Raw genomic sequence first — 17,825 nt, 5'->3', positions numbered from 1 at the left:
CTCCTTGAAACGCTTCCTGCGGTGCGCTGACCAGAGCGTAGTGCGGTCCCCGCGCGCCTGCAGCGGGATCGTGGAAGACCGGGGGTCTCGCCGCACTTGTGCGGGGAGCCGGCTGGTGCACCTCGATCACCGCCGGGCCGGTGACCATCGCCGGGTCGGTTTGTCGATAGCCCACCCGTACTCGCGAGAACGCACCTTCACGTGTCACAGACCGGTCACAGCACCCACACAGCGGCTCCATCCCGGCGAATATGGCGCGATGCGCACACACCGAACCGTCGCCCTGCTCGCGGCAGTTGCCGCCCTCGCCCTCACTGCGTGCAACCCGCAGAGCGCCCCCGCCCCGGACCGGACCGCCGGCGGCCCGAGCGCGGCACCTTCCGCTCCCTCCGCGCACGCGACCAGCGGGCCCGCCGCCAAGGCCGCGGTTCTTCCCAACCTCGTCGGCAAGGGCCTTCAAACGGCCCAGGACGAGGCGCAGGCCGCCGGGTTTCTCATTCTGAAGTCCCACGACGCGCTCGGCCGCGACCGACTCCAGGCCCTCGATCGGAACTGGAAGGTGTGCTCGCAGACCCCCGCCGCCGGCGCGAGCATCGACACCAGCACCACCATCGACTTCGGCGCGGTCAAGCTCGAAGAGACATGCCCTGCGGCTGATGCCCCGGCACCGAAGCCCGCAGGGGACACCATGCCGAACTTCGTCGGCCAGGGGATGAAGGCCGTCCGTGGCGCCCTGCCCGCGAACGCGAGCATCACCGTCAAGGACGCGGTGCAGAGCCGCATGGTGCTTCAGGAGTCGAACTGGAAGGTGTGCACCCAGGACCCGAAGGCCGGCGTGGCGCTAGCCGGCCAGCCCGTCGCCTTCACTGTCGCCAAGACCGAGGAGGCCTGCCCCTGATTTCTTGACCTCTCTCTGGTGAGCGAAGCGGTCGAGGGCATGGAGTACGTGGGCGCGTGTCGTGTCGCTGCCCAGGTGACCGGCGTTGGCGACGACGGTCAGTTCCGCGTCGGGCCATGCCCGGGCGAGTTCCCACGCGGTGTCGAGCGGTCCGCCCATGTCGAGCCTGCCGTGGACCAGCACGCCCGGGATACCGGCCAGGCGATGTGCGTCGCGCAGCAGGGCGCCTTCCTCCAGCCAGGCGCCGTGGGAGAAGTAGTGCGAGCAGATGCGGACCAGGGCCAGTTGCGCGGATGCAGGGCGGTCGCCGTACGGGTTGGAGGCGCCGTTCGTTTCCCCGGACAGGACCGCGTCCTCCCAGCGACACCAGTCGGCGGTGGCCTTCTCCCGTACCGCGGCGTCCGGGTGTTCCGCGAGGCGCGCGTAGGCCGCGACGATGTCACCGTCTCGCGGTGTGCCCGGGGCTCCGGCGAGGAAGCGTTCCCACTGCTCGGGGAAGTACCGGCCGACCCCGCGGTAGAGCCAGTCGATCTCGGAGCGTCGCGTGGTGGTCACGGCGGCGATGACGATCTCCGACACCTGCTCCGGGTGCGTCTGGGCGTAGGCCAGGATCAGTGTGGAGCCCCACGAGCCGCCGTACAGCAGCCAGCGGTCCACACCCAGGTGCCCGCGTAGCCGCTCCATGTCGGCGATCAGGTGCTGGGTGGTGTTGTGCCGCATGTCGGTCGCGGGGTCGCTCGCGTGCGGTGAGCTGCGGCCGCATCCGCGCTGGTCGAACAGGACCACCCGGTACCGGTCCGGGTCGAAGTACCGGCGTGCCTCGGTCCCGCATCCGGATCCCGGGCCGCCGTGAACGACGAGTGCCGGCTTGCCGTCAGGGTTGCCGCAGACCTCCCAGTACACGAGGTTGCCGTCGCCGACGTCGAGCATCCCCGTCTCGTACGGCTCGATCGGCGGGTACAGCTCGGCCATTTCCAGACCTCCTGAGAACCAGATGCAACAGGGACAAGGCCTTGTAGTAGACAACAAGGCGAACCGAAACCGGCTCCCTGCCTGCCGATTGCGGTGTGAGCGCCTCACTGGTTCCAGGTGTATTCCATCTGGCGGGCCGTGCGGTGGGCGAGTTCGGCACCGTAGAGGCGCCCGACGATGTGGAGGCTGGCGTCGATGCCCGCGCTGATTCCCGCGGAGGTGACGATGTCACCGTCGTCCACCCACCGCACGTCACGGCGCACCCGGACGTCCGGCCGGCGGGCGGTCAGTTCGTCCTGGTCCTCCCAGTGGGTCGTGGCCGGGCGGCCTTTCAGGGCGCCGGTGGCAGCCAGCAGGAAGGCGCCGGTGCAGATGCTGAAGGTGAGCTCGGAAGTCTTGTGGCGCCGGGCCAGCCAGTCGATGACCCGCGCGTCCTCCTCGACGGCCGTGGTGACCCCGCCGGGGATCACCAGGACGTCGAAGGGCGGGTCCTCGTCGAGCGTGTGGTCCGGCACCACCCTCAGTCCGCCGCGGGCGCGGACCGGCCGGGCGGCCGCCGCGACCGTGACGACGCGCAGCAGGGGCTCGTCCGCGGCGGTACGAGCCAGTCGGCCGGCCGTGCTGAAGACCTCGAAGGGGCCTCCCAGGTCGAGGACTTCGACCTCGTCGAAGACGAGCACGCCGAAGGTGAGCGGGGCGGGCGTGAGCGGGGCGAGGGTGTCGTGGTTCATGGCACCAGGCTCCGGGTGGACGGGCCCCGGTGACAGTGTCGCAAACGGCGCGCACCGCTAGGATCCCGTCATGCAACATCACCGGGTCGCCTGCCTCGCCTTCGACGGGATGGCGCCGTTCGAGCTCGCCACCGTCGCCGAGGTCTTCGCGGTCCCACGGCCGGAGCTGGACGTGGACGGCTGGTACCGGTTCGAGTTGTGCGCCGAGACACCCGGACCGCACCGGGTCGTAGGCGGCTTCGACATCGTGGTGCACCACCCCCTGGACCGGCTCCGGCTTGCCGACACCGTCATCGTCCCGGGAGTGGCGGACGTACGCCGCGACGTCTCGCCCGCGGTGCTGGCCGCGCTGCGCGCCGCGTACGCGCGAGGGGCGCGGGTGATGTCGATCTGCAGCGGGGCGTTCGCCCTTGCCGCCGCGGGCCTGCTGGACGGCAGGGAGGCGACCACGCACTGGCGGCACGCCGGGCTGCTCCAGGCGCGCCATCCGCAGGTCAGGGTCAACGCCTCCGTGCTCTACATCGACGAAGGCTCGCTCATTACGGCGGCCGGCACCGCCGCGGGCATCGACGCCTGCCTGCACCTCGTCCGCAAGGACCACGGCTCCGCCGTCGCCGCCCGCGTGGCGCGCCGTATGGTCGTGGCGGCGCACCGCGAGGGCGGCCAGGCCCAGTTCGCTGAGCATCCCGTGGTGGGCGAGGCCCTGGCGGACGATCCCATCGGCAGCGCCATGAGCCATGCCCTGGACAACCTCCACCGGCGTCTCGCCGTCGGCGAACTGGCCGGCGTCGCGCACCTTTCGGTACGGCAGTTCGAACGCCGCTTCGTCGACACGACCGGTGTGCCGCCCGGACGCTGGCTCACGGACCAGCGGATCCGGGCCGGCGCCGTGCTGCTGGAATCCGCGGACCATCCGGTCGACGTGGTCGCCGGCCGGGTGGGCCTGACGGTCGCCGGCTTCCGCCACCACTTCCGGAAGACGATGGGCGTCAGCCCCTCGACCTACCGGAGCCAGTTCCGGCAGACACCGGGCCGGACCGTCCCCGGCCGGCCGAAGGGGCCACGGTAGAAGCGCGAAAGCGCGGCTCAGAACCGGTACAGCTCGTTCCCGGCAGCGTCGAGGATCAGGACCGGACGGCCGTTGGGCCAGACCACCAACTGGTCCGGGTAGTAGTCCAGTTCGAAGGGCTCATCGGGTGCGGTGGTTCCCGACCACGGCCGTTCCGCGTCCGCGTCGCCGACCGTGACCACCGTGACCTTGGCGCCCGGTTCCAGCCACTCGCTCCAGCAGTGCGGTTCGAGGACGAGCTCCAGCGGGTTCCGCGCGCCGTTGGTGACCGGGAGCCGGGCGACGGGAGCGGCCGGGTCCCAGGGCTCCGGCGGTGCGAGCACCACCGCATCCATCTCCTCGGCCGACGGGGCGCGCTCCAGGTCCGTGACGGCGCTCTCGCGCGCTGCCGGGCCCCGTTCCCCCGGACGTTTCCAGAACATCCGGGGAGACTACCCGCCGCCCTCCGGGGCGCAGTTGTCGGGCAGGACCCGGCCGTCCTCGTCGAGCGGGGGATGGAGCCGCGTGGGGTCCTGGGTGTTGACGTCGGACGGGCGCGGGCCTTCGGGGCCGTCGGGGCCCCAGCGCACCAGGCGGCGGGTGCGGGCGATCTCGTACGCGCTGCCCTGGAATTCCAGCCGGTTGACGCGGCTGCCGGCCCGGAGTGTGTCGGCGGCCGCGGCGTACTCGGCCAGCTCCGCGGCCGCCGGGCCGGCGGAGGCCGCGCCGGCGGCGGCCAAGGTGCGGGCGTCGGCGTGCATGTCGGCGTCGTACGGGATGAGGCCGCGCATCCGGGGCCACATCCACGTCAGGGAGAAGTCCAGCGCCTTGCGGGCGGCGTGCGCGCTCACGTGTGGGCCGTTGACCGGTGTCCAGCCGTCCGACGACCGCTCGACGATCGTGAACGAGGGCGGCAGCAGGAGTACGTCCGGATGGCTGTCCAGTGCCCGCTGCGATTCGGAGCGTACGTCCTTGGGGAACCGGCCGCCGGAGTAGGACAGGCCGCGCAGCGCCAGCTGTTCGATCGCCTGTGCCGGGGTGACCGGAGCGTCGGGGTCCAGTACCAGGTCGTCGTCGACGTCCGGGCCCGTTTTGCCGTGGGACCAGTCCGGGACCGGTGGTTCCGGATCGGTCGGGCGCGGCCCTTCGATGCCGTCCGGACCCGTGACGGCGTACTCCTCGGCGCGTACGATCCGGTACCGGCTCCCGGCCACCGCGATTTCGTCGACCCGTTCGCTCTCCAGGCGGGCGACCGCCGCGAGCAGGGCGCGCCGCTCCGCCCTGTCGTACGCATCGTCCTTCGCGCGGAACCACAACAGGGAGTTCAGGCCGTCGCGGGCCTGCTGCGGGCAGCCGTCGGTCACTGCGCTCACCACCCGCCAGCGGGGCCCGTCCCCGGCGCCCTGCACCGCCACCCCGAACACCGGGCCGCGTACGACCACATCGCCCGCACGGGCATTGGCATCGGCCGCGTCGGCCTCCGCCGCGGCCTCCACCGGCTCCACGGGCACCCGCACCACCATCGGCCGCGATCCGGCCGATCGCCCCACATCCCCACGGTCCATGCCCCCATCCTGCCGATCAGCGCACGCCCGCGCCCCGGATTCGCCGATTCCGCCCCGTCGGGCGGCCGCATGTGGCAGGGTGCGGGCGCCCTGCGGCCGACCGCCGCCGGGCGGGCGTGGCACCGGCCGTCCCTACCGGGGGTGCGGGGGCGGCGGGGGCGGGGTGGTGGTGGGCGCCGTCTCGGGCCAGACCAGGAGGACGGGACAGGGCGCGTGGTCGACGATGAAACGGCTGGCGGGTCCCAGGCTGCGGGGTCCGAGGTGGGTACGGTCGCCGTCACGGGCGAGGACCAGCAGGTCGGCATCTGCGGCGGCGGCGACGACTTCGCGCTCGGCACGGCCGGTGCGCTCCTGCCGCGTGCACGGGCGGCCCAGGCGCCGCGCGGCGTCCGCGAGGAGTCGATCGGCGGAGGCGGCGGCCAGGTGCTCCACCCGCGTGCCGGGGTCGCGTTCGGGGTGCCCGCGGCCGAGCAGGCCGGCGAACGCGCCGTGCGCCGCGCCGGGGACGTCGACCGGGGTGACGTGGAGCAGGACGACGTCCGCGCCGGCGGGGGTGTGGTCGCGGGCGGCGTCGACACAGGCGGGCCAGGTGCCCTCGGCGATCCAGACCAGCACGGCCATGGGTTTCAGCCTCCTTGCATCGCGGTCAGTGAGACCCACAGTGCCAGCACCGCGGCCCCCAGGCTGGCCGGTACGGCGTACAGGCCGAGCCGTGTGAACTCCTTCAGCTCCACCTCGGCGTCGTGTGCGTGCACGATGCGCCGCCACAGCAGGGTGGCCAGCGAGCCGGCGTACGTGAGGTTGGGGCCGATGTTCACCCCGAGCAGCACCGCCAGGACCGCGCCGGGTCCGGACGGGGCGGTCAGCGGCAGCAGTACGAGTACGGCGGGCAGGTTGTTGATCATGTTGGCCAGTACGGCGGCCAGTGCGGCGATGCCCAGCAGGGCCGGCAGGCCGGTGCCGTCGGGGATCAGGTGACCGAGGGCCGTGTCGAGGCCGTTGTCGACGACGGCGCGGACCACGATGGCCAGGGCCAGGACGAAGGCGAGGAACGGTGGCGCGGCGGCGCGCAGGATGGCGGCCGGGGTGGTGCGGCGCCTTACGAGGGCACGTACGGCGAGGACGGCGGCGCCCGCGAACGCCGCCCAGGCCGGGTCGATGCCGACCGCGGAGGTGACCACGAACCCGGCCAGCGTGCACGCCACCGTGGCCAGGGCGAACAACGGCACCTCGCGTGGCGGGGCTGTGGCCGGGGCTGCGGAGCCGGCGTCCAGATCGGTGGCGAAGAACCGGCGGAACACGACGTACTCGACGCCGATGGCCACCAGCCAGGGCAGGGCCATCAGGGCGCCGAACCGGGTGAAGCTGAGCCCGCTGGCGGCGAACGCCAGCAGGTTGGTGAGGTTGGAGACCGGCAGCAGCAGGGAGGCGGTGTTCGACAGGTGGGTGCAGGCGTACACGTGCGGCCGTGACCGGGCCCCGAGCCGCGCGGCGGTGGCGAACACGACCGGGGTCAGCAGCACGATGGTGGCGTCCAGGCTGAGCACCGCGGTGATCACCGAGGCGAGGGCGAACACCTGCGCCAGCAGGCGGCGCGGCCGTCCCGCCGCGGTGCGGGCCATCCACGCGCCGCAGGCGTGGAACAGCCCCTCGTCGTCGCACAGCTGGGCCAGGACGAGTACGGCCGCCAGGAAGCCGATCACCGGCCCCAGCCGGGCGGCTTCGTCTGCCGCGTGGTCCAGCGAGATCGCGCCGGTGGCGATGACGACACCGGCGGCCGGGACGGCGACGACGGCCTCCGGCCAGCCGAACGGACGGATGACAGCGCACGCCAGCACGACGACGAGAAGAACGGCGGAGAGGGCCTCCGCGAGGGCAGTACTCACACCACATCTTCTCCCGGTCGACCGATTCGCCGGTGACCGACGACGCCGTCGAGGTGCGCACCAGGCCGGTGCAGGAACAGGAGTGGACCGCGGCTCCTCCTTCGGCCGGGGGGACCGCGCACGAAGAGGCGGAGGCGGTCCCGATGACCGAGGCCGCTCTCCGCCTCGTACGCACTGGCCTGTTCGGCGGGCTACTTGACCGAGCCCGCCATCACCCCCTGTACGAAGTGCTTCTGGAACGCGAAGAACACGATGAGCGGCACCACCAGCGAGAGGAAGGCGCCGGGGGCGAGGACGCCGATGTTGCTGCCGAACTGCCGCATCTGCGACTGGAGGGCGACCGTCAGTGGCTGCGAGCCGCTGTCCGCGAAGAGCAGGGCCACCAGCATGTCGTTCCACACCCACAGGAACTGGAAGATCGCCAGGCTCGCGATGGCCGGCCGGCCGAGGGGGAGGACCAGCCGGGAGAAGATCCGCCATTCGGTGCCCCCGTCCATCCGGGCCGCCTCCAGCATCTCCTTCGGGATCTCCGCGAAGTAGTTCCGCAGCAGGAACACGGCGAAGGGCAGTCCGTAGGCCACGTGGAAGAGCACCACACCGGCCACCGTGCCGAACAGGCCGATGGCGCCGAAGAGTTTGGCCACCGGAAGGAGGCCGATCTGGACGGGGACCACGAGCAGCCCCACGACCCCCAGGAAGATCCAGTCCCGGCCGGGGAACTCCAGCCACGCGAAGGCGTATCCGGCCAGCGCCGCGATGCCCACGACGAGCACCGTCGTCGGAACCGAGATCAGCACCGTGTTCCAGAACGCCCGGACCAGCCCCGAATCGGCGAACAGGGCCGTGTAGTTGTCGACCGACAGCTGCGCGGGGTCGGCGAAGGAGGTCCACCAGCCCGTCGAGGAGTTGTCCCGCTCGGAGCGCAGGGAGGACAGCAGGAGCCCGGCGAGCGGGGTGAGCCAGACGAGGGCGACCAGCATCAGCACGGCCTGGACGGCCGAGTTGCCCAGCCACCGGCCTGCCCGGGTTCCTGTGGTGGTGTGGCTGCTCATGCTCCGCCCCTTCGGAAGCGACGTATGTTGAAGATCATCGCGGGTACGACGAGGAGGAGCAGCAGCACGCTCAGCGCGCTGCCCAGGCCCTGGTTGTCGCCCCCGCCGAAGGAGACCAGCCACATGCGGGTCGCCAGGACGCCGGCATCCTCCTGCACCGGCCCCGGCGCGATGATGTACACCAGGTCGAAGACCTTCATGACGTTGATCACGAGCGTCACGAAGACCACGGTCAGGACCGGCGCCAGCAGCGGGACGGTGACCCGCCGGAAGATCTGGCCCTCGCTCGCCCCGTCCACCCGGGCCGCCTCCAGTACGTCGCGCGGGATCGCGGCCAGGCCGGCCCCGATCAGCACCATGGAGAAGCCGGTCCACACCCACAGGTAGGCGCCGATGATCGCCGGGGTGACCAGGGTCGGGCCGAGCCAGTCGACCCCCGCGTAGCCGGCGGCGAAGTTCGAGGCGGGCAGGCGCAGGGTGTACGCCGCCGTGCCGTCGAGTCCGCCGAGCCGGAAGGAGCCGTCGGGGCCGGTGGTCGCGGTGCCCGCCACCTTCCCGTCCCGCAGGACCTCCACCCGTACGCCGGGCAGGCCCTTCTCGCCCGGGTCGACCGCGCCCTGGGTGCCGGTCGCGCCCGGGGTGACGTCCAGGTAGACGGTCCCGGTCAGGGCGTCGGCGGGGCCCGCGGCCGCGGGCGCCGCCGCCCGGTGGGCGCCCGCCGGCACCGCACCGGGTGCGATGCCGACGAGCGGCAGGGCCAGGCCCTGCGCCCCGGGCCGGACGGTGCCCGGGGAGGTGTAGGGGCCGCCGGGCCGCCCCGTCAGGCCCTTGCCCTCGCGGGCGCGGGCCGTCGGGTACGGGGCCGGCTCCGCGAAGGTGTCGTGCACCCCGACGACCGCCGCGTTGATCACGCCCCGGTCGGGGTCCTGCTCGTACGCCAGCCGGAAGATGATGCCGGCGGCGAGGAAGGAGACCGCCATGGGGAGGAAGAGGACCAGCTTGAACGCGGTCGCCCAGCGCACCTTCTCGGTGAGCACGGCGAGGACCAGGCCGAGCCCGGTGAGGAGGGCCGGGGCGACGACGATCCAGACGGCGCTGTTGCGGACCGCCTTCAGCGTCGCCGGATCCCGGAACATCTCCACGTAGTTCCCGGCCCCCACGAACCGGTCGCCCCGCGCGTCGAAAAGGCTGCGGCCGACCGAGAACACGACCGGGTAGACGACCAGCGCTCCGAGCAGGAGCAGGGCGGGCAGGACGAAGAGGACGGCGAGGCGCCTCCTCCTGCGCCGGGCGCGGACCTGTGGATCCGCCGCGCGCGCCTTCACGATGTGCGCCATGGAGCCGCCTCAGTTCCCGTACGCCTTGGCGGCGGCTTCTTCGAGCTTCGCGGCGGCGCCCCGGGGGTCGGACGGGTCACGCAGGAAGTCCTGGAGGAGCTTCCACTCACCGGCGCCCTTCGTGCCGCCGAAGGCCGCGGGAGCCTGGTCGGACATGTCGAAGCGGACCGAATCGCCCGCGGCGACCAGAGAGGCGGCGGTGGCACGCGCCGTGTCGTCGGCGTACGCCCGCGGCTTGACGTTCTTGTTCGGGGAGAGGAAGCCGCCGGCGCCCGCCCAGACCTCTGCCGCCTCGGGGGTGGCCAGGAACTCCAGCAGCTTCATGCCGGCATCGCCGTTCTTGCCGTCCTTCAGGACGACGGCGGCGTCGCCGCCGCTGACGACCGGCGACAGGCCGGCGCCCACGGGCGGGAAGGCGAAGAACTTCGCGTCCTCACCGGGCTTCTTGCCGAACTGGTCCTTGGCGACACCCCCGACGAAGTCACCCTCGAAGACCATGCCCGCCTTGGGCTCCGGCCCGAAGACCTGGCCCACGGAGGCGGGGAAGTCGGTCCGCAGCGCTCCGCTCGCGCCTCCGGCGACCAGCTGCTGGTCCTTGAAGACCTCGGCCAGGGTGGTGAGGGCATCCACGACGCTCTGATCGGTCCACTTGAGCTTGTGCTGGGCGAGCTGGTCGTACCGCTCCGCCCCGGCCGTCGAGAGGTAGATGTTCTCGAACCAGTCCGTGAGGGTCCACCCGTCCTCGCCGGCCACCGCGAAGGCGGGCAGCCCGGCGTCCGCCAGCGACCGGCCGGTCGTGAGCAGCTCCGCCCAGGTCTTCGGCTCGGCGACACCGGCCTGGGTGAAGGCGGCGGGGGAGTACCAGACCGTGGACTTGTGGGCGGCCTTGAAGTAGAGGCCGTAGTAGGTGTTGTCGACGGTGCCGTAGTTCTTCCAGACCGGGGCGAGCCCGGCCGAGGCGGTCTGCGCGGTCTGCTCGGACAGGGGCCTCAGCCACCCCTTCGCGGCGAACTGCTGGAGTACGCCCACCTGCGGGACCAGCACCACGTCGGGCGCGTTGCCGCCCTCGATCTTGCTTCCGACGAAGGTGGAGACATTGTCGCCGGAGGGGACGAACTCCGTCTTCGCCCCGGTCTTCGCGGTGAACGCGTCCAGCACCTTCTTGAAGTTCTGCTGCTCGCTGCCGGTCCACACGCCGGCCACGGTGACCGTCTTGCCCTTCAGCTCCCCGCCGCCGGACGCGGGCTCGGTGCTGCCGCCGCAGGCGGCCGCGGTCAGGCCGAGCACCAGGGCGGTGGATATGGCGGCTGCGCCGCGCCGTGCCGTACTGCTGGATCGTCCCATGACGAATCCTTCCTTGTCCGAGCGTGGGGTCAGGCGGTCTTGAGGTCGGTGATCCACCAGGCGGCGGTCGCGCCGGGCAGTACGCCGTCGGGGCAGGGCCCGCTGGCGAGGAGGGGTGCCCCGGGGACGGGGGCCGGCACCGGATCGGAGCCGAAGTTCACGGCGCAGACGAGCCCGTCACCGCGGACCATGGCCAGCACCTGCGGGGGCGTCTCCAGCCAGCGCAACGGACCCTCACCCAACTGGGGCATGCTGCGCCGCAGTTGGAGCCCCTCGCGGTAGAGGTGCCAGAAGGAGCTGGTGTCGGCCAGGGCCCGGTCTGTGGCGTGGTCCGCGAACCAGGAGGGCTGCGGCAGCCAGGGCTGGGCCCCCGCCGCGCCCTGGCTGAAGCCGAACGGGGAGGCGTGGCCGGACCAGGGCAGCGGGACCCGGCAGCCGTCGCGCACGTGCTTGCGGCTTCCGGTACGGGAGAAGATCGGGTCGGTCAGGACGTCGTCGGGCAGGTCGAGCACCTCCGGCAGCCCGAGCTCCTCCCCCTGGTAGACGTAGGCGGCGCCGGGCAGGGCCAGCATCAGCAGGGCGGCAGCCCGGGCCCGGGCCGCGCCCAGCCCGCTGCCCTCGACCCCGGGCTCGCCCGCGTAGCGGGTGACGGTGCGGACCTGGTCGTGGTTGTTCAGGACCCAGGTCACCGTCGAGCCGGTGCCCGCGATGTCGCGTACCGCCGCGTCGATCGTGGTGCGGAAGGCGGCCGCGTCCCAGGGCGCGCTGAGCAGGTCGAAGAAGAAGGCCTGGTGCAGCTCGTCCGGCCGTACGTACAGGGCGTGTTCGCGGGCCGTCGGTACGGACACCTCCCCGACGAGCAGCCGGTGCTCCCCGTCCCGGGCGGTGTACTCGTCGCAGACGGCCCGCCAGCGCCGCCACACCCCGTGCACCTCGGGCTGGTTCCAGGCGAGGGGGTTGACCGAGTCGCGGGAGCGCTCGTCGGCCTCCGGGTCCTCGGAGTCGGGCAGTTCGGGGTGTTTGAAGAGGCCGGCCGCGACATCGATGCGGAAGCCGTCCACCCCGCGGTCCAGCCAGAAGCGCAGCACCTGCTCGAACTCGTCGCCGACCTCCTGGTGGCGCCAGTTGAGGTCCGGCTGTTCGGGGGTGAAGAGGTGGAGGTACCACTCGCCGGGGGTGCCGTCGGGTTCGGTCACCCGGGTCCAGGCCGGGCCGCCGAACATGGCCCGCCAGTTGTTCGGCGGTTCGCTGCCGTCCGCACCCCGGCCGGGCGCGAAGTGGAATCGGGACCTGGCGGCCGCGCGGGGTCCGGCGGCGAGGGCCTCGCGGAACCACGGGTGCTCGCTGGAGCAGTGGTTGGGAACGATGTCCAGCAGGACCTTCAGCCCGATCCGATGGCTCGCGCAGACCAGCCGGTCGAACTCGGTGAGATCCCCGTAGACCGGGTCCACCGCGCGGTAGTCGGCGACGTCGTAGCCGTGGTCGTGCTGCGGGGAGGGGTAGAACGGGCTGAGCCAGATGCCGTCCACGCCGAGCTTCTTGAGGTACGGGAGGCCCGCGCGGACGCCGGCCAGATCGCCGATGCCGTCGCCGGTGCTGTCCAGGAAGCTGCGGACGTAGACCTGGTAGATCACCGCGTCACGCCACCAGGGAGCGGCGGTGGTGGTGGGGGAAGGGCGGCCTGAGCCGGCCGGAAGCGTGCTGAGCATCTCGCGTCGACCTGTCTGTGCTGGATGCGAGGAGGCGCCTAGAACATCGCGCCTCGTTATGCATTCATGTTAAGTACAGGAGCCCAAGAGATGTCAACGGTGTTGCAGCTATCTCGGCTGAATGCAGGGATTTTTGCCCATGAGGGCTACGCGAAGGTGCAGAGATATACCTAACGTGTAACTAAGGAGTCCGGCTCAGTGAGCGCCGGCGATCGTCCCCAGTTCACGGGCCAGCCGCCGGGCCGCCTCGTCCGGCGACTCCCGCTGCGCCAACAGGTCCTGGCCCACGGCCTGCACGGCGAGGCTCACCTGCCCGTAGCGCGGGCTCTTGGGGCGGGGTACGGCCGACAGGATGCTCTGCCGCAGGGTCGGCAGGTACGGATAGGCGGCGATCAGCGCCGGATCCTCGTACAGGGCCGCCCGCACCGGCGGCTGCGCGCCCTGGGTCAGCACGCGGCGCTGCACCGGCTCGCTGGTCAGGTACGCGAGCAGGTCGTCGGCCGAGGCGGCGTGCCGCGACCGGGCGGACACCGCCAGGTTGGAGCCGCCGAGCACACTGGAGCCCGGCCCGTCCCGGCCGGGCAGGGGCACGGCACCGAAGCGCCCCGCGACCTTCGACCCGGGCGCGCTCGCGTCGGCGTAGACGTAGGGCCAGTTCCGCAGGAAGAGCAGTCCGCCGTTCTGGAAGGCGGTGCGGGACTTCTCCTCCGTGTACGTCAGGGCCTCGGGGGCGATCCACCCCTCGCGCACCCCGGACGCCAGGAACTCCAGGCCCGCGCGGGCGGCCGGGGAGTCGACCGCGACCCGGTTCCCGTCGTCGCCGAGCACGGTCCCGCCCGCCGACTGGATGGCCTCGGTGACGTTCACCGTCAGCCCCTCGTAGGGGAGGAACTGCCCCGCGTAGCCGTCGATGCCGTGCAGGGGGGCGAGCGTACGTGCCTGCCGCTCCAGATCGGCCCAGGTCCGCGGGGGCTGCTCGCCCGCCTCGTCCAGGATGTCCTTGCGGTAGTAGAGCAGTCCGGCGTTGGTCACGTACGGGAGGGCGTACAGCCGGTCCCCGAACATGGCCGTGTCGACCACCGGCGGCAGGAAGGAGTCCACCGGGAACCGGTCGCGCTCCAACGGCGCGATCCACCCGGCCGCGGCGAACTCGGTCGTCCAGGCCACGTCCATGTTCAGCACGTCGAACCGGCCGCTGCCGGAGCGGAGCTCGCTGATCATCTGGGCCCGGGTTTCGTCCGCCGAATCGGGCAGCTCGACCAGGGTGACCCGCTCGCCGGGATGGTCGCGGTTCCAGTCGTCGAGGAGCGGGGCCAGGTAGTCGGTGAGGTCGCCCGCCGTCGCCAGCGTCAGGGGTCCGCGGCCGTGCCGGTCCGCGCCCTCCGCCCGCTGGCCGAGGCCCGAGTAACCGGCCAGCACCACCGCCGCGGCCAGGAGCCCCCTACCCGCGGCACGCATCCACCGCAAAGGTTCCTCCCGGTCGAATCCCGGCAGCGTCGCCGTCCTCGCAGCCCATATATACCCGTTAGCGATAAGCGATACTAGACACCCGGGTCGGCAGGACTGTTTCGTGGTCCCGTACGGGTCGGTACCGCTAACACGCAACTACGGAACGTCAGAGAAAGGGGAGCGCGTGCGGCTACAGCTGCTGGCACTCCTCACCCGCGGCCCCGCCCACGGCTACGAGCTGAAGCTGGCCCTTGAACAGCTGCTGGGTGCCGCGTACCCTCAGCCCAACGTCGGCCAGATCTACGTGACCCTCGGGCGCCTGGAGAAGACCGGCCTCATCGAGGGCGAGGACGTCGAACAGGCGGGCCGGCCCAACAAGCGCACCTACCGGCTGACCGAGGCCGGGCAGGAGGCCGTGTCGGCGTGGTTCGCCGAGACGGCCGACGAACCGCGGGTGCGCGACGAGTTCTTCATGAAGCTGGCCCTGGCCCCCTTCTCGGGCCTGGCCGACCCGATCGCCCTGATCAACAAACAACGCCGGCAGTACCTCAACACCATGCGCGACCTCTCCAAGCTGGCAGCGTCGGAGGACCGCGAGAACAAGATCTCCCAGCTGCTCATCGAGGGCGCCATGCTGCACCTGCAGGCCGACCTGGACTGGCTGGAGCGATGTCAGGAGGAGCTGGAATGAGCCCGGCCGGCGCAGCAGCCACAGCCGCCACGGCGGCTCCGAACGGCGCGATCGTCCACGCCGAGGAGCTCACCAAGACCCACGTCGGCGACAGTGCCCCGGTGCACGCCGTCCGGGGCGTGGACCTGACCGTGCGGCAAGGGGAGTTCGTCGCCGTCACCGGCCCCTCCGGCGCCGGCAAATCCACCCTGCTGCACCTGCTGGGCGGCCTCCAGCAGCCCGACCGGGGGCGGCTCTGGGTGGACGGCAGACGCGTCGACGGCTACAGCGAGGCCCAGTGGGCGGTCCTGCGCCGCCGGCGCATCGGCGTCGTCTTCCAGTTCTTCAACCTGGTCTCCAACCTCACCGTCGCCGACAACGTCGAACTGCCCGCCCTCCTCGCGGGCGCCTCCACCCGGACCGCCCGCGCCCACCGCGCCGAACTGCTCGCCGAACTCGGCCTCGAAGGCCGCGAACGGGCCCTGCCCGGAGAGCTGTCCGGAGGCGAACAGCAGCGGGTCGCCCTCGCCCGGGCCCTGGTCAACCAGCCCGCGCTGCTCCTCGCCGACGAACCGGCCGGCAGCCTCGACAGCAAGGGGACCCGCGAGGTCCTGCGCCTGCTCTCACGCTTCCACCAGCGGGGCCAGACCATCCTCATGGTCACCCACGACGCCCGCATGGCCAGCGCCGCCGACCGCGTCATCAGCTTCTTCGACGGGCACATAGCCGACGACGCGGAACTCGGCGGCGGCGGCCGACCCGGCCGCGGCGGAGTCTCCGGCACCCTCGAACTGACGGACTGAGCGTGCGGGCCACCCTGCGCTGGGCGCACGCCGACCTCCGCGCACACCGCGGCGAGGCCCTCTTCCTCGTCCTGGCCAGCGCGGGCATCATCGCCTCCCTCCTGCTGGCGGGAGCCCTGTTCAGCTACGCGACCAACCCCTGGCAGCGCGTCTTCAACCAGTCGCAGGGCGCCCACATCTGGCTGAACACCCGCGCGGACACGAACACCGGCGCGCTGGCCGTGCCCGATGAGGTCGCCGCCGTCTCCGGGCCCTTCGCCACCGCCCCGGCCACCGTCGAGGCCCACGGAACGCGCGGCCGCGTCACCCTGCGCGCCGGCGGGGCCCGCCCCCCGAAGGTGGCCCGCCCCCTGATCACGGAGGGCCGCTGGCTGGCCGGCGCGGACAGGGACACGGACGCGGACTCGGACGACGAGAACGCGGGGCACCGATCCGACGAGGTGGTCCTGGAGGCCAGCTTCGCCCGAGCCGTCTGGGCCCGGCCCGGGGACACCGTACGGTTCACCGGCGCGCGCGGCGAGGCCGTCGACCTCAGGGTCGTCGGGCTGGCCGAGGTAGCCGAACCCCGCTACCGGCCCGGCCTCGCCCCCGGCGTGGCCTGGGCCCCGCAGGCGGCCTTGGACCGCTTCGGCCCGACGGACAAGGGGCAGAGCATCGGGCTGCGCCTGAAGGACCCGGCCGACACCGACTTCGTGGTCCAGCGGGCCGTGACCCTGCTGGGCAGCGACAACGTCGCACAGGTCACCACCTGGCAGGAGGCGAGGGCCGACGCGGGCGGCGACGACCAGTTGCTGGGGCGGATGTTCGCCGCCTTCGGTGTCAGCGGTCTGATCGCCGCGGCCGTGACCGCGTCCGGAGCGGTCACCGCCCGGGTCCGCGGGCAACTGCGCGACATCGCCGTCCTCAAGGCGATCGGCTTCACCCCCGGACAGGTCATCCGCGGCTGCCTTGTCCAGCACCTGGCCTTCGCCGTCCTGGGCACGGCACTCGGCACGGCGGCCATCGTGTTCCTCGGCGGCTGGATACCCGGCCGGATCGGCGACGCGGCCCGTCTGTGGAAGGACATGCCGGGCCACACCGCCCTCACGATCGGCCTGCCGGCAGCCACCGTCCTCCTGATCGCGGGCGCCACCGCACTCACCGCGTGGCGGGCCGGCCGCGTCCCGCCCGTACCGGCGGCCAGGGCGGCGCTGCCCACCGGAGCCCCCATGACGGCCCTCGGCCGCCGGGCCCTCGGCCTGCGGCTGTCCCCGGCGCTCGTGCTCGGCTGGCGCGCCGCGTTCACCCGCCCCGGGCGCGCGCTGGTCCCGGTGGTCCGGCTGGCCCTGCCGCTCGTACTGATCGCCGTCGGCCTGGTCGCCTGGTCCACCCTCGACCAGTTCCGCACCGACCCGGCCCGGGTGGGCGTCCCGGCCGCCCTCACCGTCCGGTCCGGGCAGTCCGCCCTGACCGAGGCCGACCTGGAGCGGGCCATCGCCGAGGTACCGCAGATCGCCACCGTCCATCCCGGCGTCGAACTGGCCGCCCTGGCCCCCGGCCAGACCGGCACCATCGTCCTGCGCGGCCTCGGCCTCGGGGGCGTACCGTACCCGCACACGGTGGTGGAGGGCCGCGCGCCGCGCGGCGGCGACGAAGCGGTCGCCGGCCAGGGCCTCCTCGACTTCCTCGGGGTGGGTGTGGGGGACTGGGTCCGGCTGACCGTCCAAGGACGCCCGCAGATCCTGCACATCGTGGGACGCAGCATCGAGCCCGACTTCGACGGAAGGGTGATCTCCACCTCCCTCGACGTGCTGCGCGAGCGCGATCCGCGGCTGCGCCAGGAGTTCCTGGCCCTCGTCCTGCGACCCGGCGCGGACCCGGCGCAGGCACGGACCGCCCTCGACCGGGCGACCGGAGGCACCGTGGACATCCGCGAGACCGCCGACCCCACCACCCGGCTCGACCCGGCGCGGGGCGTCATCGCGGCCCTGATCGCGGTGTCGACGCTGATCGGGCTGATCGAGCTGCTCGCCCTGATCGGCGCGGACGTACGGGCCCGCTCGCGGGACCTGCTCGCCCTCAAGGCCATCGGCCTGACCCCCCGGCAGGTCGGCGCGGTCATCGTGACCGCGGCGGGCCTGACCGCCCTGGTCTCCGCCGTACTGGGAACCTCCGTCGGCACCCTCGCCGGCGGCTGGCTGGTCGACGCCCAGGGCCGGGCCGACGGGATCGGAGCGGGTATCGCCCACCGCCCGCCGACCCTGGTCCTGCTCACCCTGGTGGCGGGCGCCGTGCTGGGCGCCGTGGCGGCCGCCCTGGTGCCGGCCGCGCGAGCGGCCCGGCGACGGCCGGCGGACTCCTTCACCGAGACGATGTGATCCC

At 72.6% G+C, this 17,825-nt stretch carries 16 protein-coding genes; 5 read left to right on the top strand and 11 right to left on the bottom strand.

From position 1 onward, the window contains the following. Positions 1-259: 259 nt before the first annotated feature. Positions 260-898: a hypothetical protein gene (locus OG509_RS02850; RefSeq protein WP_406179797.1), complete on the top strand. Its 639-nt coding sequence runs from the start codon at positions 260-262 to the stop codon at positions 896-898. Here the strand turns inward: OG509_RS02850 and pip are convergent. After that, positions 842-1,870, bottom strand: a complete 1,029-nt coding sequence (gene pip, locus OG509_RS02845) for a prolyl aminopeptidase (RefSeq protein WP_406179795.1) — start codon at positions 1,868-1,870, stop codon at positions 842-844. The two genes, OG509_RS02850 and pip, sit on opposite strands and share 57 nt — an antisense overlap. A 104-nt stretch (positions 1,871-1,974) precedes the next feature. Beyond that, positions 1,975-2,601, bottom strand: coding sequence for a DJ-1/PfpI family protein (locus OG509_RS02840; protein ID WP_406179793.1), 627 nt, complete (start codon positions 2,599-2,601; stop codon positions 1,975-1,977). A gap of 70 nt (positions 2,602-2,671) precedes the next feature. Here OG509_RS02840 and OG509_RS02835 point away from each other — a divergent pair, with 70 nt between their 5' ends. Continuing rightward, the gene (locus OG509_RS02835) at positions 2,672-3,670 is read left to right on the top strand and encodes a helix-turn-helix domain-containing protein (RefSeq protein ID WP_406179791.1); all 999 of its coding nucleotides are present in this window, start codon (positions 2,672-2,674) and stop codon (positions 3,668-3,670) included. Between the two features lie 17 nt (positions 3,671-3,687). Here the strand turns inward: OG509_RS02835 and OG509_RS02830 are convergent, their stop codons facing one another. The 9 genes from OG509_RS02830 to OG509_RS02790 form a co-directional block, all read right to left on the bottom strand. Continuing rightward, the gene (locus OG509_RS02830) at positions 3,688-4,092 is read right to left on the bottom strand and encodes a hypothetical protein (protein WP_406179789.1); all 405 of its coding nucleotides are present in this window, start codon (positions 4,090-4,092) and stop codon (positions 3,688-3,690) included. A gap of 9 nt (positions 4,093-4,101) precedes the next feature. Then, the gene (locus tag OG509_RS02825; protein ID WP_406179787.1) at positions 4,102-5,214 is read right to left on the bottom strand and encodes a DUF5954 family protein; all 1,113 of its coding nucleotides are present in this window, start codon (positions 5,212-5,214) and stop codon (positions 4,102-4,104) included. 132 nt (positions 5,215-5,346) lie between these two features. Continuing rightward, positions 5,347-5,835: a universal stress protein gene (locus tag OG509_RS02820; RefSeq protein WP_406179785.1), complete on the bottom strand. Its 489-nt coding sequence runs from the start codon at positions 5,833-5,835 to the stop codon at positions 5,347-5,349. A gap of 5 nt (positions 5,836-5,840) precedes the next feature. Further along, entirely contained in the window at positions 5,841-7,100 is a 1,260-nt protein-coding gene (locus OG509_RS02815) for an SLC13 family permease (protein WP_406179784.1), read from the bottom strand. Positions 7,101-7,291: 191 nt separating this feature from the next. Further along, complete coding sequence (locus tag OG509_RS02810) at positions 7,292-8,152, bottom strand: carbohydrate ABC transporter permease (RefSeq protein ID WP_406179782.1); 861 nt, start codon at positions 8,150-8,152, stop codon at positions 7,292-7,294. Continuing rightward, positions 8,149-9,489, bottom strand: coding sequence for an ABC transporter permease subunit (locus OG509_RS02805; protein WP_406179780.1), 1,341 nt, complete (start codon positions 9,487-9,489; stop codon positions 8,149-8,151). Before OG509_RS02805 ends, OG509_RS02810 begins: the two co-directional genes overlap by 4 nt. A gap of 9 nt (positions 9,490-9,498) precedes the next feature. Further along, entirely contained in the window at positions 9,499-10,833 is a 1,335-nt protein-coding gene (locus OG509_RS02800; protein ID WP_406179778.1) for an ABC transporter substrate-binding protein, read from the bottom strand. Positions 10,834-10,862: 29 nt separating this feature from the next. After that, complete coding sequence (locus OG509_RS02795) at positions 10,863-12,542, bottom strand: glycoside hydrolase family 13 protein (RefSeq protein ID WP_406179776.1); 1,680 nt, start codon at positions 12,540-12,542, stop codon at positions 10,863-10,865. 195 nt (positions 12,543-12,737) lie between these two features. Next, positions 12,738-14,009: an ABC transporter substrate-binding protein gene (locus OG509_RS02790; protein WP_406179775.1), complete on the bottom strand. Its 1,272-nt coding sequence runs from the start codon at positions 14,007-14,009 to the stop codon at positions 12,738-12,740. A gap of 166 nt (positions 14,010-14,175) precedes the next feature. On the opposite strand from OG509_RS02790, the gene OG509_RS02785 reads away from it, so the two are divergent. From OG509_RS02785 to OG509_RS02775, 3 genes are read left to right on the top strand one after another with little or no spacing between them, the layout of a single operon-like run. Further along, positions 14,176-14,682 (top strand): PadR family transcriptional regulator, encoded by a 507-nt coding sequence (locus tag OG509_RS02785; protein WP_385578450.1) that lies wholly within the window; start codon positions 14,176-14,178, stop codon positions 14,680-14,682. Further along, positions 14,679-15,464: an ABC transporter ATP-binding protein gene (locus OG509_RS02780; RefSeq protein WP_406179773.1), complete on the top strand. Its 786-nt coding sequence runs from the start codon at positions 14,679-14,681 to the stop codon at positions 15,462-15,464. Before OG509_RS02785 ends, OG509_RS02780 begins: the two co-directional genes overlap by 4 nt. Before the next feature lie 2 nt (positions 15,465-15,466). Then, a complete protein-coding gene (locus OG509_RS02775) occupies positions 15,467-17,821 on the top strand; it encodes an ABC transporter permease (protein ID WP_406179771.1) in 2,355 nt (784 codons plus the stop codon). The last annotated feature ends 4 nt before the right edge of the window (positions 17,822-17,825 follow it).

The sequence above is a fragment of the Streptomyces sp. NBC_01006 genome, assembly GCF_045162725.1.
Taxonomy (GTDB): Bacteria; Actinomycetota; Actinomycetes; order Streptomycetales; family Streptomycetaceae; genus Streptomyces.
Note: the sequence above shows the minus strand (reverse complement) of the source record. Positions and strands in the feature narration are given on the sequence as shown.